The organism is Anoxynatronum buryatiense, assembly GCF_900182905.1.
GTDB lineage: Bacteria > Bacillota > Clostridia > Peptostreptococcales > Tindalliaceae > Anoxynatronum > Anoxynatronum buryatiense.
On sequence record NZ_FXUF01000007.1, the window covers coordinates 154,614 to 179,118 of the forward strand.

The following is a 24,505-nucleotide window of genomic DNA, read 5'->3' on the forward strand; positions in this document are numbered from 1 at the left end:
GCCGTCAGGCACAGGGCCGACGGCGCGGAAATAGAAAGAAATTGATTAGAATCTGGCCTTGTAAATGTCCCGGATCTCATCCCGGCTCAGTTCCACATAGTTGTTGGCCAAAAGCCGCTGCTGGGCAGCCATGACACTGTCGGCAAAGGCTTCAATTTCCTGTTCCTGCATGCCGTATTCCCGCAGCTGTTTCAGCGGAATCAGCTGGCTGAGCAGCTGATCAAGCACATCATAAACCCCTTCGTCGGCGGGAACTCCCAGCACACGTCCCAACAGTTCATTGAGCCGTTTGATGGACCCTTGGGGATTTTTGTGCTGATAGGCTTTGAACACTTCCACAAAAAGCTGATAGTTGGCTTCGCCGTGGGGCACGTGGTAGACGCCCCCCAGGGGATAAGACATGGCGTGAACGGCGCCTACGCCAGTGTTTCCAAAGGCGATGCCCGCATAGTTGCTGGCCACCAGAAAATCCTCCGCCAGTTCATGGCGGTGGTCTGGTCCTTTTTCCACAATGGCCTTATAGCCCCGAAGAATCAGCTTGATGGCCCGGGTGCTGAACAGTTCAGTGTAAGGGTTGGACCGGGGAGCCACAAAAGATTCAATGGCGTGAATCAGGGCATCCACTGAACTGGTGCAGAACACGGGGAAGGGCAGGGTGCGAATCATTTCAGGAATCAGCACCGCATCTTCCGGGTACAGCTCATCCACCGCCAGGCCCATTTTGGTACGCTTTGACTTGATTTCGGCGATGCTGATGTTGGTCACTTCGCTGCCGGTGCCGCAGGTGGTGGGCAGAATCACCAGCTTTTTATCCTTCACAATAGGCACGGTTTTTTCGAAAAAATCTTTGCAGTCGCTGACATACCGCAGGGCCAGCAGTTTGGAAATATCGATGATGGTACCGCCGCCCACGGCAATAATCCGCTTATATTCTTTTTCCTTCACCTTTGCCATGATGGCATTAATCATTTCATCGGAGGGTTCTCCGGTGCCGAATTTTTCCTGAAAGATAAAATCTGACTTCAAGTCTGCATCTTTCATAAAAGGTTCGTAAATAAACTCATTGGTAAAGATACAATCCAGCTCGCCGATTTCGAACGTTGCCGCAAATTCTTTGAAACTGTTGAACCGGTGAAGTGCCGGTTGCACTTTGAGAATGGCCACGGTTAATCCTCCTTCATGATCTTTAAGGTTGAATGGTTACGCCCATATACTTTCATCACTGGGAACGGTTGCTCCCGGGATGGTGAGGCCAATGCGGGAAACGTTGATCAGGTGTTTGTAATCCAGGTTTTCTGAAATGATGTTATTGCCCCAGGTGCCGCAGCCCAGCGTGGTGGTGGGAGCGAATCCATTGGTGAAAGACCCGCCGGCGGTGGTGGAAGAGGGGGCGTTGACCACCAGTCGGCTCACCGTCAGATTCACCCCGGCATATTCAATATGGGCCTGGTTATTGGAGTGAATGGCGGCGGTATGTCCCTTGCCCTCCAGTTCCAGGTTGGCCTGGGCCATAGAAACGGCTTCTTCAAAGGTGTCGTAGGCGAAAACGGCCATCACCGGACACATTTTTTCTTTGCAGAGCAGGTCGTTCTGATCCACACCTTTGGCCTTCAGTAGAATCACCGAAGTGCCTTCCGGGATGGTAACACCTGCCATTTCAGCCACTCTTGCAGGCGACTGGCCCACCACATCCTTGTGCATGTGGCCGTCCTGGAAAATGGTCTGACGGAACTTCTCCACAGTGGCTTCGTCGTCAATGTAGAAAGCGCCATTGGCCACGGCTGCCTGTATGACAGCATCGTACTGATCACGGGGGGCGATGATGCTCTGTTCGCCGGAGCAGATGATGCCGTTGTCGAATTTGCGGCCTGCCAGAAGTTTGGCGGTGGCATCGGCAAAATCCGCATCCCGGTCAATGATCACCTGAACGTTACCGGCGCCAACACCGTAGGCAGGTTTGCCGCTGCTGTAAGCCGCCTGCACCACACCCATGCCGCCGGTGGCCACCACCACATCCACCAGTTTCATCAGTTCGTTGGTCTTTTCAATGGAAGACTCCCTGATGATCTGAATGGCACCCTCCGGGTAGGGAATCCCCGCTTTTTCAATGGCGTCCAAAATAAGATCAATGGTGTGGGCACTGCACTTCTGTGAACGGGGATGAGGGGCAATAATGATGCTGTTGCCGCCCTTCAGTGCAAACATGGCATTACACATGGGGGTGACAATGGGGTTGGTGGTGGGGGTCACTGCCCCGACAACACCCACAGGCTTCGCCACCATCATCAGCCCTTTGGCTTCGTTTCGGTCGATGATCCCCACCGATTTCTTGTCTTTCAGCGAGTGCCAGATGGTCTTGGACTTGCCCCGGTTTTTGGCCACTTTGTCTTCATATACGCCCATTCGGGTTTCGTCCACCGCCATGCGGGCCAGCAATTCTGCATGATCATACACCGATTTTGCTATTAATTTAACAATATCATCTAATTGTTCTTGTGTAAAGCGAGACAACTCTTTTTGTGCAATTCTTGATTTTTCCACCATTTCCATAACGCTTAAGCTTGTTTTCATAACGTTTTCCTCCATTTTTTGGAAATGAACTAAAATGCCGGACCGTCAAATGAGACTTTCATTTATCTCAAAATGAATCGGTTACCTTCAGCGCCAATTGAGGTGCGAATATCGTTCTGATTTCTAAAATCAAAACGAATTAAGGGATGATTCATTTTGTTATACAAAGTATACGCAATTATCAGGCCGAATGCAAGCATAATTATCAAGAATCTTAAATTCGAGATTAAATGATAAATAATTAACGATATCGCACGAATCACGGGAAGATAGATGAATAAGGACAACTTGTTGAACCTGGCGAACAACACGATCCATCGAGCAGATTGCAGATTCGCAATTTGAGAGGGGAAGACGGTTGCATAATAGCGACTAACGTGCAATAATGCAAGGTGAAGGGCAAAGAAAAAACGGATCAATGAAAAACCAGAAACAGAAAAGCAGAGAAGCAGAAAATCTGAAAAACAGTAACGGTCGTTGAAAACATCAGCAAATGAAGTAGAGAAGGTAAATGAAGCAGAGAAGGTAAATGAAACAGAGAAGACAAATGAAACAGAGAAGACAAATGAAACAGAGAAGGCTTGTTGAAAGGGGCGTTGGCATGACAACAGAAAATCTGCTGGTGGAAGTCACCGATCAGGTGGCGGTGGTGAAAATGAACCGGCCGAAGGTGCTGAATGCACTGAACTCAGAAGTGCTCAAAGAAATTGAAGCCACCATGACACAGCTGGAAAACTCGCCGGAGGTACGGGTGATTGTGCTGACGGGAGAAGGAAAAGCCTTTGTGGCCGGTGCGGATATTGGTGAAATGAAAGACCTGTCACCCCAGGAGGCCAGAGACTTCTCCAATCTGGGGCATCGGGTGTTCATACAAATCCATACCCTCGAAGTGCCTGTGATTGCAGCTCTCAATGGGTTTACACTGGGGGGCGGCCTGGAGCTGGCGCTTGCCTGTGATTTTCGGTATGCTTCCGAAGAAGCAAAACTGGGCTTTCCTGAAGCATCCCTGGGAATTATCACCGGTTTCGGTGGCACCCAGTTCGCTGCCAGGGCATTTGGTTTGTCCCGGACAAAAGAACTGATCTATACAGGGGAAATGATTACCGCTCATCAGGCACTGAACTGCGGTCTGGTGAACCGGGTATTTCCCCACGATGATTTAATGGCTGAAACCATGGCAGTGGCCCGGCGTATCATCAGAAACAGCCCGGAAGCCATTTCTCTTGCCAAAGAAGCCATTGTGAAAGGCTATGACCTGGGGCTCCGGGAAGCGTTGGAGCTGGAAAGTGACTATTTCAGTGCCTGTTTTGCTTTGGGGGCTCACCGTGACCGCATGAAAGCCTTTTTGGAAAATCGAAAGGAGCGAAAAAAATGAAAACCATCGGAGTCATTGGCGCAGGAACCATGGGCAGCGGCATTGCCCAGCTTTTTGCCCAGCAGGGAATGAACGTGGTGATGCAGGATATTAATGAAGCGTTGCTGGAGCGGGGGCGGCAGGGTATTGAAAAAAGCCTTCAAAAACTGGCATCCAAGGGAAAACTGCCGGAAGAGGAAGTAAAGGCATCCATGGATCGTCTCACCTGCACCCTTAAAACTGAAGATCTGGCTGCCTGCGATCTGGTGATTGAAGCCGCCATTGAGCAAATGGACATTAAAAAGAAGATCCTTCAGGGAGCGGACGCCGTTTGTGGAGAAAACACCATTCTGGCCACCAACACCTCATCCCTCAGCATCACAGAACTGGCAGCAGCCACCAAACGGCCAGACCGGTTCATGGGCATTCATTTTTTCAATCCCGTGGGCGTCATGAAGCTGGTGGAGCTCATTGAAGGCATTGCCACCTCAAAGGAAACTTATGAAGCTGCTGAGGCCATTGTGAAAGCAGTGGGAAAAACCCCGGTGGCCGTTCAGGAAGCCCCCGGCTTTGTGGTGAACCGAATTCTGATTCCCATGATTAATGAGGCGGTGGGCATACTGGCGGAGGGTGTTGCTTCCAAAGAAGCCATCGACGAAGCCATGAAGCTGGGCGCCAACCACCCCATCGGCCCCCTGGCCCTGGCAGATCTCATCGGTAACGATGTGTGCCTGGCCATCATGGAAGTGCTCTATGAAGAATTTGCCGACAGTAAATACCGGCCTCATCCTCTGCTGCGCAAAATGGTGCGGGGCAACCGGCTGGGCAGAAAAACCGGCGAAGGCTTCTATCAATATTAACCACCCGGGAATATGAAAAACCCGGCACTATTGATCACCCGGTAAAGACCGCCGGATTATTCCATGACAGGAATGAGCCTGCGGTCTTCTTCACTTCGAAATCACGAACCAGCTCCGGCAGTGAATCATCCCCTGTTTTCGGCGGACAATGCAAAGGACCTCTTCTGCAGGCGGCCGGATTCACGACGGGCTCCATCGATGAGCTTGCGATTTGGACGATAGAATGATAGGAGAAGCGCCATGAAGGATAAACGAGATCAATTCAATCAACAACACCAGTCTGACCAACAGAGCCAGCCGCATCGTCAGCACAGCCGGCAGCAACAGCAGCCGGACGGCGCCAACAGTGCCAACGGCGAACATGAGGCCCTGGTGGCTGAACTGACAAAACACCGGGAGTTGAACCGGCAGATGCAGGCGGTGATGGACTCCTCCTACGACGGCATCTACCTCACCGACGGGCAGGCGAAGACCCTTTATGTGAACCGGGCCTATGAGCGTATTGCCGGCATTCAGGCAACAGCGGTGATGGGGCGAAACATGCGGGATCTGGTGGCGGCGGGGGTGGTGGATCAATCCAGTTCGCTGGAAGCCATTCGCCTCAAGCAACAGGTCACCATCCGCCAGGTGCTGCACAACGGCAAAGAAGTGCTGGTCACCAGCACCCCTGTATTTGAAAAAGAAGAAGCCGGGGGGATCCAGTACGTGGTGACCAATGTGCGGGATGTCTCTGAGCTGGTGCGGCTCCAGCAGGAGCTGCAGCATACCCGGGCTCTCAGCGAACGGTACCGCTCAGAACTGGAGCACATGAAGACCCGCATCCTCAATATTCCAGAGTTTGTCATCCGCGACCGGCAGATGCTGCGGGTGCTGGAGACCGTTCTGAAGGTGGCTGAAACCGACACCACCGTGCTGATTCAGGGAGAAACGGGCAGCGGCAAGGGCCGTGTGACCCGGCTGATCCACTCCCGAAGCAAACGGGCAGACAAAAGCTTTATCGAAGTGAACTGCGGTGCCATCCCCGGAAGTCTCATGGAATCGGAGCTTTTCGGTTACGAAAAAGGCGCCTTTACAGGAGCCCTCACCAAGGGAAAAATGGGTCTTTTCGAACTGGCCGACGGGGGCACCCTGGTGCTGGATGAAATCTCTGAAATGCCCCTGGACCTTCAGGTAAAATTGCTGAAGGCGCTGGAAGACGGCACCGTCTTTCGGGTGGGCGGCCAGAAGCCGGTGCCGGTGAATGTGCGCATCATCACCGCCACCAATCAGGATCTGGGTGAAATGGTGAAGCAGGGGCGCTTTCGGGAAGACCTCTATTACCGCCTTCATGTGGTGCCCTTATACCTGCCGCCCCTCAGAGAACGGAAAGACGACATTGTCCCCCTGTGCCACCAGTTTTTGGAAGAGTTCAACCGCCGCTACCAGTACCAGCGCCACTTCACCCCGGAAGCTCTGGAATATCTGATGCGCTATCCCTGGCCGGGAAATGTGCGGGAACTGCGGAATCTGGTGGAGCGGATGGTGGTGATGGTGGAAGAAGACCGCATTCGACCATCGGATCTCCCGGAACACCTGCTCACCCTCACCGGGACCACCCAGGGAGAAGACGCCCTGCCGGATGAACCTCTCTACCATCAGCTGCCGCTGAAAGAAGCCACCAAACTGTTTCAGCAGCGGTATATCCGTCGGATGATCAGCCAGGAAGGCTCGATGAAGGGAGCGGCCCAACAGCTGGAAATCAATCCCTCCACCCTTTACCGAAAACTACATGATACCGGAGAGGAAAGCTCGTAAGAGACATCAACAGCAACGGCATCAACAGCAACGGCATCAACGGCAAATTAAACACGTCTCCAGCAGCCGGTACAGCCACAGCAATCATAACCGTGACAGCGAGCACAATGGCCGAAAATGCAAATTTGCAATGATTGCATTATTAATTGCAAAAAAGAGAAAGTAACAATGCAAAAATGCAATGCAACAATACGAGATACCATCGGGGCAACAGAGGCCCGTCAAAATCGGTGGCGCCGCAGGTTGTTCTGAAACACAAAAACAGCGCCAGACAATCACCGGCATTTTTCTGATAAACCCAGAACCATTCAAAATGAAGGAACAAGGGACGATCAGGCGTAAAAATGTTAAAAATTTATCAAAATATCCCAAAAACCCATGGAGTTGGCACGCTTCCTGCTTAATATATCAGGCAGAAATTCAATCACACATGCAAATAACCACCCAGATTCATATCTCAACTTCCCACTTCGAGGGCCATGAGCCCATCGAATGATTCTGAAAGGAGCGTTATCCATGGCATTGAAAACAGCAAAACAATACGAGGAAAGCCTGCGAAAACTGAATTTGGAGGTTTATCTGTTTGGCAAGCGGGTGGAAAACCCGGTGGATGATCCCATCATTCGTCCTTCCATGAACTCTGTCATGATGACCTACAAGCTGGCAGAAGATCCCCAGTATGCTGCCCTCATGACAGCCACCTCCAGCCTGACTGGTGAAAAAATTAACCGATTCACCCACTTGCACCAAAGTGCAGAAGACCTGATCAATAAAGTGAAAATGCAGCGGCTCCTTGGTCAGCAAACAGCGGCCTGTTTCCAGCGCTGTGTGGGCATGGATGCCTTCAACGCGGTGTACAGCACCACCTTTGAACTGGACGCCAAGCACGGCACCCACTACCACCAGAATTTTGTGGAGTACCTGAAATATGTGCAGCAAGAAGACCTGACGGTGGATGGGGCCATGACAGACCCCAAGGGAAATCGGGGCCTTTCGCCCTCCCAGCAGGAAGACGCCGACCTGTTCCTCCGCATTGTGGAACGCCGGCCTGACGGTGTGGTGGTACGGGGGGCCAAAGCCCACCAGACAGGCATGGTGAACTCCCACGAAGTGCTGGTGATGCCCACCATTGCCATGCGTGAAGGCGATGAAGACTACGCCGTATCCTTCTCCGTGCCCACCGATGCCCCCGGCATTAAAATGATCTACGGCCGCCAGTCCTGCGACACCCGCAAACTGGAAGAAGGCACCCTCGACCGGGGCAACCCCAAGTTCGGCGGTCACGAAGTGCTGGTGATCTTTGATGATGTGTTTGTTCCTGCCGACCGCCTCTTCATGTGCGGCGAGGTGGATTTCTCCGGCATGCTGGTGGAACGCTTTGCCGGTTATCACCGCCAAAGCTACGGCGGTTGCAAGGTGGGAGTGGGCGACGTGCTCATCGGGGCTTCTTCCCTGGCAGCCCAGTACAACGGGGCGGCCAAGGCATCCCATGTGAAAGACAAACTCATTGAAATGACTCACCTTAATGAAACCCTCTACGCCTGCGGCATCGCCTGTTCTTCCCAGGGGCATCCCACCGAGGCGGGCAACTATGAAATCGACATGCTGCTGGCCAACGTGTGCAAGCAGAACGTCACCCGTTTTCCCTATGAAATAGCCCGGCTGGCAGAAGACATCGCCGGCGGCCTGTTCGTCACCATGCCTTCTGAGGCAGATCTGAGAAGCCCCGAAGTGGGCCATTACGTTGAAAAATACCTGAAGGGTGTGGGCGATGTGCCGCTCATCGACCGGCTGAAAGTGCTGCGACTCATCGAAAACCTGACCCTGGGCACCGCCGCAGTGGGCTACCGGTCTGAATCCATGCATGGTGCAGGTTCACCCCAGGCCCAGCGCATCATGATTGCCCGCCAGTCCAATATGGGCATGAAAGAAAAGCTGGCCAAAGCCATTCTGGATATTGAGGAATAGGCAATGAAGACCACTGGTCTCACCGAAGTCAACGAAGTCACCGAAGCCAACGAAACCAGAAAAACCACATGCACCACTGAAGTAATCGAAACCATTTTGAATGAACAGGTACGTCCCCGCCTCCAGTCAGACGGAGGCGATGTGGAGCTGGTAAGCTGGGACAGCAACACCAAAGAAGTCATCCTGCGATTACGGGGACAGTGCTGCAGCTGTCCCCACTCACAGGAAACCATCGACCGCATCGTTGTGAAAGAACTGCAGGAACACCTTCCGGAAGCGGTGAGCATCCGGGTGGAAACAGGTCTTTCAGAAGACCTGCTGGCTCTGGCCAGAGACATGTTGAACAGGAGGAAGGCAGAATGAGTTTGCAGGAACACTCCCAAAGCAATTGGCAGGCAGCCTACCGACAAAAATGCGGCACTGCCGCAGAAGTGATACAGCACATTCCCAATAACAGCCGGGTGGCCATCGGCCATGCCGCCGGTGAACCCCTCACGTTGGTGGAAGCCATGGTGGCGAATTTTCGGCAGTATGAAAACGTGGAAACCACCCACATGTTTCCCCTGGGAGGCTGCGGTTACATGGAACCGGGCATGGAGCCGCATTTTCGGCACAACGGCCTGTTTTTGGGCGGCATTGCCCGTGACGCCGTGGCCGATGGCCGGGCCGACTACACCCCCAGCTTTTTCTTTGAAATTCCCCAGCTCTTTAAAAACGGAACCCTCCCGGTAGACGTGGCCCTGATTCAGGTATCCCCTCCCGACCAGCATGGGTATTGCAGCCTGGGGGTTTCGGTGGACTACACCCGCAGCATCACCGACGCCGCCAGGATCCTCATTGCCCAGGTGAACGACCAGATGCCCGTCACCTACGGTGATACCTTCGTGCACGTGAGCCAGATGGATTACATTGTCGAAGACTCCCGCCCTCTGGTTGAAATTCCCCTGCCAAAGGTGGGAGAGGTGGAACATCAAATAGGGGCTCACTGCGCCAGTCTCATTGAAGACGGAGCCACCCTGCAACTGGGTATCGGTGCTTTGCCCGACGCCGTGGCCACCTTTTTGAAAGATAAAAACGACCTGGGACTTCACACCGAAATGTTCTCCGACGGTGTGCTGGACCTGCTGGCCAACGGCAACATCAATAATCGGAAAAAAGGGATTCATGAAGGCATCTCCATTGCCAATTTTCTCATGGGAACCCGGCGGCTCTATGATTATGTGCATCAAAATCCGGCAGTGCAGCTGTACCCTGCCGATTATGTGAACCACCCCATGACCGTGGCGAAGAATAACCGGATGGTCTGCATCAATTCAGCCATTCAGGTGGATCTCATGGGCCAGGTGGTGGCAGAAACCATGGGTTACCGCCAGTTCAGCGGCACCGGCGGCCAGGTGGATTTCGTGCGGGGGGCATCCCTGTCTCCCGGGGGCAAATCCATCATTGCTTTCTCCGCCACTGCTGCCAAAGGGAAGGTGTCCCGTATCGTTCCACTTCTTGATGAAGGGGCGGCGGTTACCACCTCCCGCAACGATGTGCACTATGTGGTGACAGAATACGGTATTGCCCAGCTAAAGGGCAAAACCCTGGAAGACCGGGCCCGGGCACTTATCGCCATTGCCCACCCCGATTTCAGAGACCAGCTGGCCGAAGCAGCCAAAAAGCGGTTTTCCCGCTTCAGCCTGTAGCCGGCGGCACCCTTTAACGGCAACTAAATGATTGCAACAGCACATAACTGAACCAGCAAATGGCTGAAACAGTACCGGTTTTCGGGGAAGCCCCGGCACCGGGCTGATTCAATACAAGATTAAGGAGGCGTCAACATGGATTTTAACTTGTCAAAGGAGTACATCATGCTTCAGCGCATGTATCAGGAATTCGCTGAAACCGAAGTGAAGCCCCTGGCAGAAGAAGTGGACGAAACCGAGGAGTTCCCCGTGGAAACCGTGAAAAAACTGGCTCGCTACGGCTTCATGGGCATTCCCTTCCCCAAAGAGTTCGGCGGTGAGGGAGGCGATGTGCTGGCTTACGCCATGGCAGTGGAAGAACTGTCAAAAGTGTGTGCCACCACCGGGGTGATTGTTTCGGCCCACACCTCACTGTGTGCCACCCCCATCTATGAGTTCGGCACCCCCGCTCAAAAAGAAAAATACCTGGTACCCCTGGCCAAAGGGGAGAAGCTGGGAGCCTTCGGCCTGACTGAAGCCAATGCAGGTACCGACGCTTCATCCCAGCAGACCACTGCCGACCTCGAAGGTGACGAATATGTGCTCAACGGCTCCAAAATCTTCATCACCAATGCGGGTTATGCCGACACTTACGTTGTCATGGCCATGACCGACAAAACCAAAGGCAACAAAGGTATTTCTGCCTTTATCGTAGAAAAAGACACCCCCGGGTTCACCATCGGCAAGAAAGAAGCCAAAATGGGGATTCGTGGTTCGGCCACCTGCGAACTGATTTTTGAAAACTGCCGCATTCCCAAAGATAACCTGCTGGGCACCGAAGGCAAAGGGTTCCGCATTGCCATGCAAACACTTGACGGCGGCCGTATCGGCATTGCCTCCCAGGCCCTGGGCATCGCCGCCGGCGCCCTGGAACAAACAGTGAACTACGTGAAAGAGCGCAAGCAGTTTGGCAAGCCCATTGCCGCCTTCCAGAACACCCAGTTTCAGCTGGCAGACATGAACACCAAAGTGGAAGCCGCCCGCCTGCTGGTCTACAAAGCTGCTGTTCAAAAGCAGAACAAAATGCCCTATTCCAAAGAAGCGGCCATGGCAAAGCTTTATGCTGCCGAAGTGGCCATGGAAGTCACCACCAAGGCTGTACAGCTTCATGGCGGTTATGGCTACACCCGCGAATATCCGGTGGAGCGCATGATGCGGGATGCAAAAATCACCGAAATATACGAAGGCACTTCAGAAGTACAAAAAATGGTTATCGCAGCACATCTGCTGAAATAGGGAGGGAAAGACATGAAAATAATTGTCTGCATCAAACAGGTTCCTGATACCAATGAAGTGAAGCTGGACCCCAAAACCGGCACCCTGATCCGGGATGGCGTTCCCAGCATTATTAACCCCGATGATAAAAGTGGTTTGGAAGCCGCCCTGCGCTTGAAAGATCAAAAGGGCGCCCATGTCACCGTCATCTCCATGGGTCCCCCCCAGGCAGATGCCGCCCTTCGGGAAGCCCTGGCCATGGGTGTTGACCGGGCTATTCTTCTCACCGACCGGGCTTTCGGCGGCGCCGATACCTGGGCCACCTCCACCACCCTGGCAGGTGCCATCAAAAAAATGGACTACGACCTGATCATCACCGGCCGCCAGGCCATCGACGGCGACACCGCTCAGGTGGGCCCCCAGATTGCTGAACATTTGAACCTTCCCCAGGTTTCTTACGTGGAAGGCATGGAAGTGGATGGTCAGCACTTCATCTTCAAGCGCATGTTTGAAGACGGCTATCACCGCATCAAGGTGAAGCGCCCCTGCCTCATCACCACTCTGCAGGAAATGAACGAACCCCGCTACATGAAAGTGGGCGGCATCTTCGACGCCTACCGGGAAAAAGAAGTGGAAATCATGACCCTGGCTGATATTGATGTGAACCTGGAGCACATTGGCCTGAAAGGTTCCCCCACCAAGGTGAAAAAATCCTTCACCAAAGGGGTGAAATCAGCGGGCAAAGTCTACGAACTGGCACCCAAAGAAGCCGCAGACCTCATCGTGGACAAACTGAAAGAAAAGTTTATCATCTAATATCCAAGACAATCAAACAGCGTTCATTTCGACAGTTCGTTTTGTCAGCTCGGTTTAACAGACCGTTTCGATAGTTCATTTCTAAGGAGGACTCCCCTATGGATATCAATGCATATAAAGGCGTATGGGTCTTTGCAGAGCAGCGGGAAGGCGTACTTCAAAAAGTATCCCTTGAACTGCTGGGCAAAGGCCGTGAATTGGCAGAAACCCTGGGCGTCAGCGTCACCGCTGTACTGCTGGGTGACCAGGTGAAAGACCTGGCACAGGAGCTTATTTATTTCGGTGCCGATGAAGTGCTGCTGGCAGAAGATGCCATGTTGAAGCTGTACAGCACCGAACCCTACACCAAAGTCTTTTCAAGACTGGTGAAGGAACGCAAGCCGGAAATCGTTCTTTTTGGTGCCACCGCTCTGGGCCGTGACCTGGCCCCCCGGGTATCTGCCCGGGTGCACACCGGCCTCACTGCCGACTGCACCTCCCTTGACATCGACGAAGAAACCAAGAACCTGCTTCAAACCCGCCCCGCCTTCGGCGGCAACATCATGGCCACCATCATCTGCCCCGACTTCCGTCCCCAGATGTCCACCGTGCGACCCGGCGTGATGATCAAACTGGAGCGGGATGAAAGCCGTCAGGGAGAAATCATCACCTGCCCCACCGATCTGGAACCGGCAGACATGAATGTGGAAATCATCGAAGTGGTGAAGGAAACCAAGGAAAAAATCAATATCGAAGACGCCAGCGTACTGGTATCCGGTGGCCGCGGCCTTTCCAACAAAGAGAACTTTGTGATTCTGGATGGTTTGGCCAAACAGCTGAAAGGCATTGTTTCCGGTTCTCGCGCCGTGGTAGATGCCGGCTGGATCGAGCGTGACCGCCAGGTGGGCCAAACAGGAAAAACCGTACGACCCGGCCTCTATGTGGCCTGCGGTATCTCCGGCGCCATCCAGCATTTGGCAGGTATGGAAGAATCCGATTACATCGTGGCCATCAACAAAAACGCCTCCGCCCCCATTTTCGACGTGGCTGACCTGGGCATTATCGGCGACGTGAATAAAATTGTCCCCGCCCTTGAAGAAGCCCTGAAACAGGCAAAGCTGAAAGAGGCGTAGGCTTCAAGGCGACACCCGCTTCCTGATCAGTCTCAGACTACCCTCCCCCATCGCCGGGCATGGCGGCGGGGGAGTTTTTGTTCACTATTCCCTGTCACCTGTTCACTGCAAAACTGCTGGAGGCGGTCAGACTGTAGACAAAATATGATGAAGACAAGGGATTTGGTAAAGGGGAGCCTTGGAAATCTTGTCAGTGTTTTTTCGAAAAGATGAGAAAACCGCCAGCGCCTGCTGTTTGAGCGCAGCGAGTTCAGGCGCTGTTTTCGAGTCTTTCGACTAAAAACACACAAGATTGGAGTCAGCTGCCCTGGCTAAATCCCTTTGTCTTCAACCTACCCGCCGTAGGCAGTTTTATTCTGTGGCATCATGGCGCTTCAACTGTTACAATGGAGTCAATGATGAAAACAGAATGCCACGATTCAGCACAGGTTCACTGACAGGTGCAACAAAACACACACATTCACTCACTCACATGTTCAACTACATATTCAACCACGCGGCTCATTTAAAAGCAAAGGAAAGTGAGGTTTAGCCATGACCTACGAAGCCCCCCTCTACCGACCACCCAGCGAAGCCCGCAGCCTGATTTTACAGCTGACCCTGGGCTGTTCCCATAACCAGTGCACCTTTTGCTACATGTACAAAGGCAAGCCCTACCGGGTGAAATCGCCGGAAGCCATGCGGGAACACATCGCCTGGGGAAAAGCCATTGACCCGGGTGCCCGGCGCATTTTTCTTGCCGACGGCAACGTGCTGGGGTTGGAAACCCCGCTGCTGCTGGAAATCCTCACCACCCTGTACCGGGAGTTTCCCGCCCTGGAACGGGTGAGCCTTTACGGCGGCCCCGGTGATATGCTGGGAAAAACCCCGGAAGAACTGGCATCCCTTCACAAGACCGGGCTGCAGCTGGTGTACCTGGGAGTGGAAAGCGGCAGCGACACCGTGCTGCAACAAGTGCGCAAAGGAGTCACTTCAGAAGAAATGATCACCGCCGGGGTGCGGGTGCGTGAAGCAGGCATTCACCTTTCCTGTATGCTCATTTCAGGGCTGGGAGGCACCACCCATTGGGAGGAACACGCCCTTGAAAGCGCCCGGGTCATCAGTGCCATCAACCCGGAATACCTGGGCCTCCTCACCCTGCTGGTGGAAGACAATACCCCCCTCCATCGCCAGATTCAGCAGGGAAGCTTTCACCTGCTGCCGGCGGAAAAAGTGCTGGCAGAAACCCGGCTGCTGCTGGAAAACCTTCAAGTCACCGATTGCACCTTTCGAAGCAATCACCCCTCCAATTACCTGAACCTGGCAGGGGTGCTGAACCAGGATCAACAGCGGTTGCTGGCAGAAATACAGGAAGCCGGAGAACAGGGCCGCCTTCGCCCCGAAGGCTGGCGGGCTCTGTAAGGCGCAGTCATTCATAACAGCTCGATCTAATGAACGAATCTCCATCACCACAGAGAGGAAGAACTCCCATGTTGCAGCAGGTATACCCCCACATCTACAAAAACGAAATTCAGCTTCCAGGCAATCCTTTGAAAGCAGTACACAGCTACCTCATCACCTCGCCAGAACGCAACCTGCTCATCGACACCGGCTTCAATCGGCCCGACTGCCTGGAAACCCTGCTTCAGGGAATGACAGAAGCCGGGGCAGAACTGGAAAAAACAGATCTGTTCATCACCCACCTTCATTCCGACCACAGCGGCCTGGCGTCGGCTCTCAGCCAGCGGGGGGTGAAGGTGTACGCCAGCCAGTGGGACGGTGATGCCGTGAATGAAATGAGCCAGGTCAGCTATTGGCAGCGATTTGAAGGCTTCCGGGTTCTCTTTGACCTGGAACAGGATCAAGTCACCTTTCAGGACCACCCGGGGTATAAATACCGCAGCCCCCAACCCGTTTCTTTTCAGACCCTTCAAGAGGGCGACACCCTCACCCTGGGAGACTACGTTTTTGAAGTCATCGAAATCCCCGGCCACACCCCCGGCCAGCTGGGGCTCTATGAGCGAACCCACCGCCTCTTTTTCTGCGGTGACCACATCCTTGACCGGATAACCCCCAACATTGCCTTCTGGGATTTTCAGTGGGACATTCTCGATGTCTACCTGAACAACCTACAGAAAGTGGCCGCCTTTGACATTAACCATCTTTTTTCCGCCCACCGGGGAACCGTTGCTGATCACCGGCAGCGCATACAGGAACTGACCCACCACCACCAGCTGCGGCTGACAGAAATCATGGGAATCCTGAAAGAAGGCCACACCACCGTGCGAGAAGTGGCCGCCCGTATGCACTGGGAACTGCGTTATAACAGCTGGGATGATTTTCCCCATGCCCAGAAATGGTTTGCCGCAGGGGAAGCCATGTCACATCTGGAGCACCTGGCTGCCACAGGTCAGATCACCAAAGAAGAACGGCAGGGAGTGCTCCACTATCAGATTCTCTGACTCCCATACGATAACAACCGTTGAAAAAATGATGAAGACAAATGTGAAACCCTTGCCTTTATCATTTGTTGCCTGCAATCTGACCTGATGTTCAACGTTGAACATCAGGTTTTTAAAAAAAGTTCATAAAAAATGCGTCTGGAGTTTCATTTATGGGTTAACGGGTAGTATAATGGGAGTTGCAAGACACCTTGAAAGCTCAAGGAGGAGAAAAGGTGCTGGATTGGCTGGTTTTTCGACCGGAGACCATATTGGTGCTGGCCCAGTTGCTGTTAAGCCTGGTGATCACCGGAACACTGTGGCAACACCGAAAGTATTCAAAAGCCAGTCGGCTTCTGGGTATGTTTTTTGCGTCCAATTCGCTGGGAACACTGTTTCACTATCTGACATATGCAGGCATGGTGGTAGCCATTGAGTACTGGACAGATGCCCTGACGCTGTTTTTCTATTTGATGGGAGCACTGTTTCTCATCGAATTTGCCCATGCTTATCCAAAGGAGTCGCCGAAGCAGGCTAAAAAATGGGTTGACAAGCTTTATCCTTTTGCAATGATGGTGCCTGGAATATGGGGCGGCATTGCTTATGCAGTTACCGGCAAACACCCCTACTTAATGATTCTTTTGGCCCTGAACGTCATTGGGTATCTGGGTGCGGTGTTTGTCTTGTTCTTTCGGGCTAAATCATTTTTACCATCACAGAAGATGAGAGAACAATCACAAACAGGCAAAATGAACAGGCTTGCCGCTATGAGAGCATGGATTGACGATGCAGGGCGAGTACTACATGAACCACAGGAACGTACGATTAAAGCAATGCGGGCGTTTATGCTGAGTGTCGCATTGTATTTTTTTCTCAGTATCATGTCTGCTGTGTACTGGATTATATTGTATGTTTGGATTCCGCTTCGGATATACTACATGTTTAATGTTGCGGGAATGATGCTGTTTCTTGTTTTTTTCATTCAAGCGTATCTGGCACACTCGCTGGAACCCACCACATTCATGACAAAATTGAACTTGAGCACTTTGGCACTGGTTCTATTCATCACTGCAGCTGTGGGCTTCATTTATATTGAAGGGGTTCGGCACGAGTACTATCAGGAATGGCTGGGAGAAGTTAAAGAGGTGGTCCAGTATATGGATGAAGGTCAGCAGGATCCTGGTGATAGATATAACAATGCGAAAGCTGCTTTTGTCATATCGTATCCGGCGGAAGCGGTTAAACTGGCAACAGAACGAGCAATAAGCACGTATGAATCACCTGCAGGACATGAAGCAGCGAAGATACATTTCCTGCAGGATCAAGGTTTCTATCTGGCTGATTTTAAGAGAGATCGGTTTGTCACCGAATCATATCAGCCTGGACGAGGGTATACAGGCAATTATCCCCAGAATACCTATATTTCATACTCATTTGATCACAATGACAGGCATTATGTGGTTGGGTTTCCTGTGAGTGATCTTCAAAGAGTTATCAACCCGGTCGCTCTACAAGTGAAGGGACTTCTTGTGCTGGGACTGGCAATAGTCCTGTTGATTTTCCCCAGATTTTTCAGGTGGAGTCTTGTGGAGCCCCTGCGCTTGTTGCTCAATGGGGTTCAGGAAGTGGGAGAAGGAAATCTGAAGGTACAGGTACCGATTATTTCGAGAGATGAAGTGGGTTTACTGGCGCACACGTTTAACCAAATGGCCGGGTCGCTTGACCGAGCAGATCAATTTATGAAAAGTCATCACGAAATCTTGCAAGAGCAAGTCAATGAAAGAACTGCGGAACTTAAAGAAGCCCTTACAGAAAGCAGGCAGTTACAACATAAGCTGTATCATGAACGGGAACTTTTAAAAACCACTGTCTTTTCCATGGGTGACGCTTTGATTGCCACTGACGAAAATGGAAACATTACCATTATGAATGAACTGGCAGAGCGGTTGACGGGATGGCCTCAGGCAGTGGCGCAGGGGAAAGCCTTTGATGAAGTTTTTTGTATGATTGATGAACATAGCGGAATGGCACACAAGAGCCCGGTGGAACAGGTACTGGTGAACAAAGCAGCCTACAGCCTGCCGCCGAATACCCTGCTGGTAGCCAGAGATGGCAGTCAACTCCCCATTGAAGACAGTGTGGCACCCATTAAAGATGAAGAGGGCCGTGTGACAGGTGTGGTGGTGGTCTTCAGGGACTTCACAGAGAAAAAAGAGAAGCAGGAAAAAATTCTGCATTTAAGTTATCATGACCAACTGACCGGTGTCTTTAACCGCCATTTCTTTGAGGCAGAGCTGAAAAGGCTGGATACCCATCGCAACCTGCCTTTGTCATTGCTAATCCTTGATCTGAACGGTCTTAAACTCATCAATGATGCTTTTGGACACCAGGTGGGCGATCAGGCAGTTCAGCGGGTGGCAGCAGTGATGCAGCAGGCATGTCGCAATGATGAAATCATTGCCCGAATCGGCGGCGATGAATTTGTGATCATTTTGCCCGGCACCCGTAAAGAGGATGCTGAAAAACTGGCAAAGCGTATTCAGCAGCGCATCAGTGAAGTGCCCTTAAAAGGACTGCGGATATCAGCTTCTGTTGGGTGGGCCACCAAGGAAGCGGAACAGGAATCCATGGCAATCATCTTCAAGGAAGCGGAGGACAAAATGTACCGGCGCAAGTTGATGGACAGCCAGCAGGTGCATTTTGACACCGTCAATATGATTCTGAATACCTTCTATGAAACCCATCAACATGAACAGAGCCACGCCCAGCGTGTGGCCCGATTGTGCGAAGCCATGGGAAATGCCCTGGGACTGGAATCGGACGCCATGGAAAGATTGCGGAAAACAAGCATTATGCATGATATCGGAAAGAGCGCACTCAGCCCGGAACTGCTGAAAAAAACGGAAACTCTGACACCTGAAGAAAGGCGCGCGATTGAAAGGCATCCCGAGCTGGGCTACCAGATGCTGCGGTCTTCCCGGGAATATACTTCGATTGCGGAAAATGTGCTGGGACATCACGAACATTGGGACGGGTCAGGGTATCCCCGGGGTATTGCAGGCGAAAAAATCCCTTTGGAAGCACGCATTGCAGCACTTGCAGAGGCATGGGACGGCATGACCACCCATCGGCCTTACAGAAAGGCACGAACGCCGCAATCAGCACTGGAAGAAATAAAGGCGTTAGCGGGGATTCGATTTGACCCGGAACTGGTACCCGTCTTTGAATCCGTGCTGATGAAAGAAAAGATGATCTAAAGCGGGTTCTTCCTTATCGTTTCTGTCCAATCAAACGGCGTCTATCCACATTCCATCAAGTGAACGAAGAAAATCAAGAGAACCGAAGGAGACAGACGAGTAACTTCGAAAAAAACGTTGATCTGTAAGGGTGACGTTGCAATTTGACAGTGCACAATAAAGGAGAGCTCTGCGATATTGGGAGCTCTCCTTTATCTTTCAGATGTTCAGTCAACTTTGATAACGTGTGTTGAAATCATGTTGCGGATTCGACTGTTAGAGAGATGTGAAACATCTGAGAGAGCGGTGTATATAAGAATTGATCGCTGTCTTCAGATTTCAGCGTACGAAAGAGATCTTTCAAAGGCAACCGTGAGAAAACAAAAAAATGACATAGTTTGACAGCGCAATTGAAATTGACGGAGGGAGAATAACGGATTTAAAAATTACCAGTGGGGACCAGTTACAGGACCTTCATTGCTGACACTGATAAGTTCAAGCGTTGCTTGAAAAATGTCGCCGTAGGGAACGGTGGAAATATCATATGCAGGGTCTGAAGCTATTTGAATTAAATGATCCCGCAGTTCCTGAATTTCTTCAATTGAAAAATCCAAATCGTTTTTTTTCAGCAGTGCCTGAACCTCTTCAGCCGATTCCTTCTCCAGAATTTGACCGGCTAACGTGCTGTCTGAAGCCAATTTTTCATTGAGTTGCAATAACTTTTTCTCCATTAATCAATGACCACCTTTCTGTTTAACGCATGTTGTGAAGCAGGCTGTTGGTGAATGGCAAATCCCTCCGCCGGTGCGCATCCATGGTTATTATAGCACGGAATGAGCATCTTAAGGAAAGAAGTGACCGTCAAGATGAAATTTTCTGAATTGGTGTGTTTTTTCTTTGCGGTTATTCCGGGAAGAGTTGAAAAGAAAGGTAGACTTTTCAAAGGGCAGAGCCTGGAACGGTGGCACATTGCAGACGCGGCTTCCTCATGAGGCCGGCCGGAACATGGAGAGATTCTTTTGGGAAAACGTTGACACTAGTATACTAATGTGCTAACATACCAGTATCAAGTGCTTTTAATGATAAAAGGAGGAGAAGGTATGAAAAGAAAACTGTTGTTAAGTTTCATGGTGTTAACGATGGTGGCAACGCTGGTTGCTTGTTCTGGTAATGGATCGGGCACTTCGGGTACGAATGGTGGAGACGCACAAACCTATGTACTGAAAGTGGGCACGGTTACTTCGGAGACAGATCCTCTGTTTGAAGGCTTAAAGGTGTTTAAGGCCAATGTGGAAGAGCGTACTGGCGGGGCTGTAGAGGTCGAATTATATTCGGGGGCACAGCTGGGAGCCGATGAGGATGTTCTTGAGCAGGCCATCGTTGGGGCTGGCGTTGGAATTATTACAGACCCGGGCCGCATGAGTAACTATGTGAAAGATTTTGGCATTTTGGGCGGGCCATACCTTGCAGATAACTATGAAGGTGCATTAGAATTAATGGAGACCACCGTTTACAGTGAGCTGGTTGATGAGTTTGAAGAGCATGGGTTAAAGATTCTTTCTTTCAACTATTTTCAGGGAAGCAGACATTTGTACACCAAATCGCCTGTTTCCGAACCGGGAGATTTGAATGGCCTTCGAATCCGCAGTTCAGGGTCTGACATTGTGACAAGATCTCTTGAAGCAATGGGTGCCAATACCACTGTTCTAGCTTGGTCTGAAGCATACCAGGCGCTTCAGCAACGTGTGGTAGAAGGAGTTGAAGTTCACAACTCTGCCGCCTATGGATCAAGTATTTATGAAGTGACCGACTACGTTTCATTAACAAGTCATTTTCAACTTTTAACCGGTTTGGTAATATCAAATGGCTGGTTCGAAACACTGCCTGCAGAGTTTCAACAGATTCTTGTTGAAGAAGCCTATGCCGGTGGACAACATGCTTCAGAGCTGGTATTGGAAAAAGACGCAGAGTTTTTGCAGATGTGCATTGACGGTGGTGTCGAGTTGGTTGAGGTCGACTTGGAGGCCTTTAAACTGGCTGCTGAATCAGCATATGATGTGTTGGGATATCGTGAATTGAAAGATGCCATTGATGCAGAACTGGGAAGATAATCAACTGTTACATTTCCTGAATCCGTGATAGCGGATTGAAAGCAACTGCAAGCCTTCGCGAATCGCAATCATGAAAACCCGTTTGTTATCCCCTTTGTCACCCCCTTTTCTTAAGCTGGCAAGAAAACTCTCTCAGTACGCGTTTTACGTGAATCATTTCAGAAAGACTGACCGGACAGGTTCAGCCAGCACAAGTCCGGTCAAAGTTTGTTCAGGTCTGCTTAAAGACAGGTCTGCTTAAAGAAGGGTTGCAGTGCCGCCTGTCACGGATTCAGGCAATCATTAAACCAGAGGTGTTGTTCGCATGATATTACGGCGTATCGAAAGTATGTTTACGGGTATTGGGCTTGCAGCACTCATTATTCTCGTTTTTTCTGCAGCCACTCTCAGATGGCTTGGAATTGACATGTCATGGTCAACAGATATGGCACAATTGGTATTTGCATGGGTCTGCTTCATAGGAGCAGACCTGGCCATGAAGCAAAAACGACATATGGGTGTTGAAATATTGACAGATAAATTACCTGTTCGCATGAGAAACAGCGTGTATCTGATCAATAGTCTGTTGATTTTGGTATTTTTGGTATTTGTTGTCTATTATGGCACAAATTTAGTGGTGATCAACTATCGAAGAAGCTTCAATACACTTCCCATCAGTTATTCATTTGTAACGGCGAGTGCACCAGTCGGATCATTATTGATGATCTACACGATCACAACCCGAATTTTTGAGTATTTGAAGAACTTTATGACTGGTGATTATTCAAACTTGGAAACAAACTCCGACGATGAAGGAGGCGAAACGATATGATTTACCTCGCAGTTAGTTTTGTGGTACTATTAGCCGCAGGAATGCCAATCGCCTTTGTTGTTGGAATTTCAAGTCTCTTATACTTTTTTACCGAAAGTGTACCCATGCAGATTGTGGTTCAGCGGATGGTGAGCAGTACGCAGTCTTTTGCGTTGCTGGCAGTCCCGTTTTTTGTTTTGGCCGGCAATTTAATGAATGAAACAGGGATCACAAGCCGGCTGATCAAGTTTTCGACAGTGCTGACAGGGCACATGCGGGGGGGACTGGCCCAGGTGTCGGTTGTCTTGAGTACACTGATGGGTGGCATCTCAGGTTCTGCAGTGGCCGACGCAGCAATGGAAAGCCGTATTCTGGGCCCTGACATGAATAAAAGAGGGTTTCATAAAGGGTTTACCGCTGCAATTCTTGCCATGGGCGGTTTGATTACATCCACCATTCCGCCAAGCATCGGGCTGATTCTTTATGGTGTCACGGGAGAAGTTTCCATTGGGCGGCTGTTTTTGGCAGGTATTGTCCCGGGGGTGCTGATGACCGTTTTTTTAATGACTGCGGTCGGCATTATCTCCAAAAAAAGAAATTATTCAAGAGAGCGGGAAACATATGCCACTTTCAATGAAGTGTTGAAAGGGTTGATTGAAAATATTTGGGCGCTATTGTTTCCTGTCATTCTGATTGTCGGTATTCGATTTGGTGTTTTTACGCCTTCCGAGGCGGGAGCATTTGCTGTGGTGTACGCATTATTTATTGGGGTTTTTGTTTACAGAGAGCTGACATTCGCGAAGCTGGTGGATGTTCTTAAAAAGACGTCGGTTGATTTGTCTGCCATTATGATCATCATTATTTGCTCAAATGCATTTGGATATGCCCTGGTCACCGGGCGTGTGCCTCAAAAACTGGCGGGTGTTATTACCACTGTTTCAAGCAACTCCTACATTGTTCTGCTGATTATTCTGCTGTTTGTCTTCGTGGTCGGTATGTTTATGGAGGCAACGGCCAATGTGCTTATTCTGACACCCATCTTTTTGCCAATTATCCAGGGGCTGGGATTTGACTCAGTGCATTTTGGGATTTTGTTTATGATTATTGTGACCATGGGTGGCATGACTCCGCCTGTTGGTGTAGCCATGTATACAACCTGTTCCATTTTGGGATGTTCCATTGGGGATTATACGAGAGAATCGCTTATTTTCATTGCAGCCATCATCATTTTGCTGGTGATCCTGGTGTTCTTCCCTCAAATTGTCCTGTTTTTACCAAACATGGTGTATGGTTAAAGTGAACGGAGACGCAAATGATGCGTGACAAGAGCACAAGTGTCGCTTAAGCAAAAAAAACGGAGACATACCGCAAGAAACGAATGTGTGTCGTGGATGCAAGAAACAAGTGGATGATGTGTGCAAGCAGCAAGTTGATCATAGGTGCAAGCAGTAAGTGGGCCGTGCATGCTGACAGCGTGCGTGTGATATGAAGGAGATGAAATGATGCGTCTGACATTTGATGAGCTTTATGGAGAAATCAAGCGTGCCTTTGTGAAATGCGGGATGAGTGAAGAAAAAGCGTCTGTTTGTGCGAGGGTGCACTCAGAATCCACCTACGACGGCATTTATTCACATGGTGTTAACCGCGTGGCGCGTTTTGTCGAGTATGTTCAAAAGGGATGGGTCGATGTGAATGCAGAACCAACCCTTGAAAAAGAGTTTGGATCCATTCAAGTGTATAATGGAAATATGGGTTCGGGCGTTTTGAATGCGCTGTATGGCGTTGACCGTGCCATGGAACTGGCAGAGCGTTACGGGATTGGCATGGTTGGTTTGAAAAACACAACGCACTGGATGCGAGGCGGCACCTACGGGTTAAGAGCCGCTCAAAAAGGGTTCGTTGCCATTATGTGGACAAATACAGAATCTGTGATGCCACCCTGGGGCGCGAAAGAATGTAAGCTGGGCAACAACCCGTTTGTCATGGCAATGCCCGGGCAAAAAGAAGGGGCAGAGCTTCTTTTCGACATGGCTATTTCACAGTATTCGTATGGCAAACTGCAGGTGACCAGATTGGCAGGGAAGAAACTGCCCTTCCCAGGCGGATTTGATAAAAATGGAAACATCACAGACGATCCCGGGGCCATTGAAGAGTCCATGCGCATTATGCCGATTGGCTATTGGAAAGGTTCAGGAATGAGTCACATGCTGGATATTTTAGGAACGGTTTTAACAGACGGTATTGGAGCGGCCGATCTGGATCAAGCTGGAAAAGGCAGCTGCGGCGGGGCTTCTCAAGTCATGATTGTCATTGATCCCGGCAAAATCACTGAAAAAGAAGATATGATGGCCGCCATCCGAAAATCCATTGAGCATGTAAAAAGTGCACAGCCCGCAGAAAATTCACAGGGCGTGTCTGTTCCGGGAGAAGGAATGGCACGGTTTCGAAAAGAACATGATGAGTTAGGGATTTTTGTGGACGATCAGGTATGGGAAGAGATCCGATCACTGTAAAACGATAAAATGCCAAGA

General features: G+C 50.8%; 19 protein-coding genes. 16 read left to right on the plus strand and 3 right to left on the minus strand.

Annotation, left to right across the window (positions count from 1 at the left end; translation table 11 throughout):
* Positions 1–45: 45 nt before the first annotated feature.
* Complete coding sequence (locus QOL74_RS10625) at positions 46–1,164, minus strand: 4-hydroxybutyrate dehydrogenase (RefSeq protein ID WP_283409452.1); 1,119 nt, start codon at positions 1,162–1,164, stop codon at positions 46–48.
* A gap of 36 nt (positions 1,165–1,200) precedes the next feature.
* Complete coding sequence (locus tag QOL74_RS10630; protein ID WP_283409453.1) at positions 1,201–2,571, minus strand: aldehyde dehydrogenase family protein; 1,371 nt, start codon at positions 2,569–2,571, stop codon at positions 1,201–1,203.
* Between the two features lie 601 nt (positions 2,572–3,172).
* On the opposite strand from QOL74_RS10630, the gene QOL74_RS10635 reads away from it, so the two are divergent.
* The 12 genes from QOL74_RS10635 (at position 3,173) to QOL74_RS10690 (ending at position 19,094) form a co-directional block, all read left to right on the plus strand.
* The gene (locus tag QOL74_RS10635; protein WP_283409454.1) at positions 3,173–3,946 is read left to right on the plus strand and encodes an enoyl-CoA hydratase/isomerase family protein; all 774 of its coding nucleotides are present in this window, start codon (positions 3,173–3,175) and stop codon (positions 3,944–3,946) included.
* Positions 3,943–4,785, plus strand: a complete 843-nt coding sequence (locus tag QOL74_RS10640) for a 3-hydroxybutyryl-CoA dehydrogenase (protein WP_283409455.1) — start codon at positions 3,943–3,945, stop codon at positions 4,783–4,785. The genes QOL74_RS10635 and QOL74_RS10640 overlap by 4 nt, the downstream gene beginning before the upstream one ends.
* Positions 4,786–5,025: 240 nt before the next feature.
* On the plus strand, positions 5,026–6,579 hold the full coding sequence (locus tag QOL74_RS10645) for a sigma-54 interaction domain-containing protein (RefSeq protein ID WP_283409456.1): 1,554 nt from the start codon (positions 5,026–5,028) through the stop codon (positions 6,577–6,579).
* A gap of 516 nt (positions 6,580–7,095) precedes the next feature.
* Positions 7,096–8,547: a 4-hydroxyphenylacetate 3-hydroxylase family protein gene (locus QOL74_RS10650; RefSeq protein ID WP_283409457.1), complete on the plus strand. Its 1,452-nt coding sequence runs from the start codon at positions 7,096–7,098 to the stop codon at positions 8,545–8,547.
* 3 nt (positions 8,548–8,550) lie between these two features.
* On the plus strand, positions 8,551–8,910 hold the full coding sequence (locus QOL74_RS10655; protein ID WP_283409458.1) for a NifU family protein: 360 nt from the start codon (positions 8,551–8,553) through the stop codon (positions 8,908–8,910).
* Complete coding sequence (locus QOL74_RS10660) at positions 8,907–10,235, plus strand: acetyl-CoA hydrolase/transferase family protein (RefSeq protein ID WP_283409459.1); 1,329 nt, start codon at positions 8,907–8,909, stop codon at positions 10,233–10,235. Before QOL74_RS10655 ends, QOL74_RS10660 begins: the two co-directional genes overlap by 4 nt.
* A gap of 135 nt (positions 10,236–10,370) precedes the next feature.
* On the plus strand, positions 10,371–11,510 hold the full coding sequence (locus QOL74_RS10665; protein WP_283409460.1) for an acyl-CoA dehydrogenase: 1,140 nt from the start codon (positions 10,371–10,373) through the stop codon (positions 11,508–11,510).
* Between the two features lie 12 nt (positions 11,511–11,522).
* The gene (locus tag QOL74_RS10670; RefSeq protein WP_283409461.1) at positions 11,523–12,305 is read left to right on the plus strand and encodes an electron transfer flavoprotein subunit beta/FixA family protein; all 783 of its coding nucleotides are present in this window, start codon (positions 11,523–11,525) and stop codon (positions 12,303–12,305) included.
* Positions 12,306–12,403: 98 nt separating this feature from the next.
* Positions 12,404–13,417, plus strand: coding sequence for an electron transfer flavoprotein subunit alpha/FixB family protein (locus tag QOL74_RS10675; protein ID WP_283409462.1), 1,014 nt, complete (start codon positions 12,404–12,406; stop codon positions 13,415–13,417).
* Between the two features lie 534 nt (positions 13,418–13,951).
* Positions 13,952–14,818, plus strand: a complete 867-nt coding sequence (locus QOL74_RS10680) for a radical SAM protein (protein WP_283409463.1) — start codon at positions 13,952–13,954, stop codon at positions 14,816–14,818.
* Positions 14,819–14,886: 68 nt separating this feature from the next.
* Positions 14,887–15,858 carry an MBL fold metallo-hydrolase gene (locus QOL74_RS10685; RefSeq protein ID WP_283409464.1) on the plus strand — a complete coding sequence of 324 codons (972 nt, stop codon included), beginning with the start codon at positions 14,887–14,889 and terminating at the stop codon, positions 15,856–15,858.
* A 215-nt stretch (positions 15,859–16,073) separates the two neighbouring features.
* A complete protein-coding gene (locus tag QOL74_RS10690) occupies positions 16,074–19,094 on the plus strand; it encodes an HD domain-containing phosphohydrolase (protein WP_283409465.1) in 3,021 nt (1,006 codons plus the stop codon).
* Positions 19,095–19,519: 425 nt separating this feature from the next.
* Here QOL74_RS10690 and QOL74_RS10695 read toward each other — a convergent pair whose 3' ends face one another.
* Positions 19,520–19,804, minus strand: a complete 285-nt coding sequence (locus tag QOL74_RS10695) for a hypothetical protein (RefSeq protein ID WP_283409466.1) — start codon at positions 19,802–19,804, stop codon at positions 19,520–19,522.
* A gap of 369 nt (positions 19,805–20,173) precedes the next feature.
* On the opposite strand from QOL74_RS10695, the gene QOL74_RS10700 reads away from it, so the two are divergent.
* From QOL74_RS10700 to yiaK, 4 genes are all read left to right on the plus strand, one after another.
* Entirely contained in the window at positions 20,174–21,184 is a 1,011-nt protein-coding gene (locus QOL74_RS10700; protein ID WP_283409467.1) for a C4-dicarboxylate TRAP transporter substrate-binding protein, read from the plus strand.
* A 304-nt stretch (positions 21,185–21,488) separates the two neighbouring features.
* Complete coding sequence (locus QOL74_RS10705) at positions 21,489–21,995, plus strand: TRAP transporter small permease (protein ID WP_283409468.1); 507 nt, start codon at positions 21,489–21,491, stop codon at positions 21,993–21,995.
* Positions 21,992–23,269: a TRAP transporter large permease gene (locus tag QOL74_RS10710; RefSeq protein ID WP_283409469.1), complete on the plus strand. Its 1,278-nt coding sequence runs from the start codon at positions 21,992–21,994 to the stop codon at positions 23,267–23,269. Before QOL74_RS10705 ends, QOL74_RS10710 begins: the two co-directional genes overlap by 4 nt.
* Before the next feature lie 207 nt (positions 23,270–23,476).
* Positions 23,477–24,487: a 3-dehydro-L-gulonate 2-dehydrogenase gene (gene yiaK, locus QOL74_RS10715; protein ID WP_283409470.1), complete on the plus strand. Its 1,011-nt coding sequence runs from the start codon at positions 23,477–23,479 to the stop codon at positions 24,485–24,487.
* Positions 24,488–24,505: the final 18 nt, after the last annotated feature.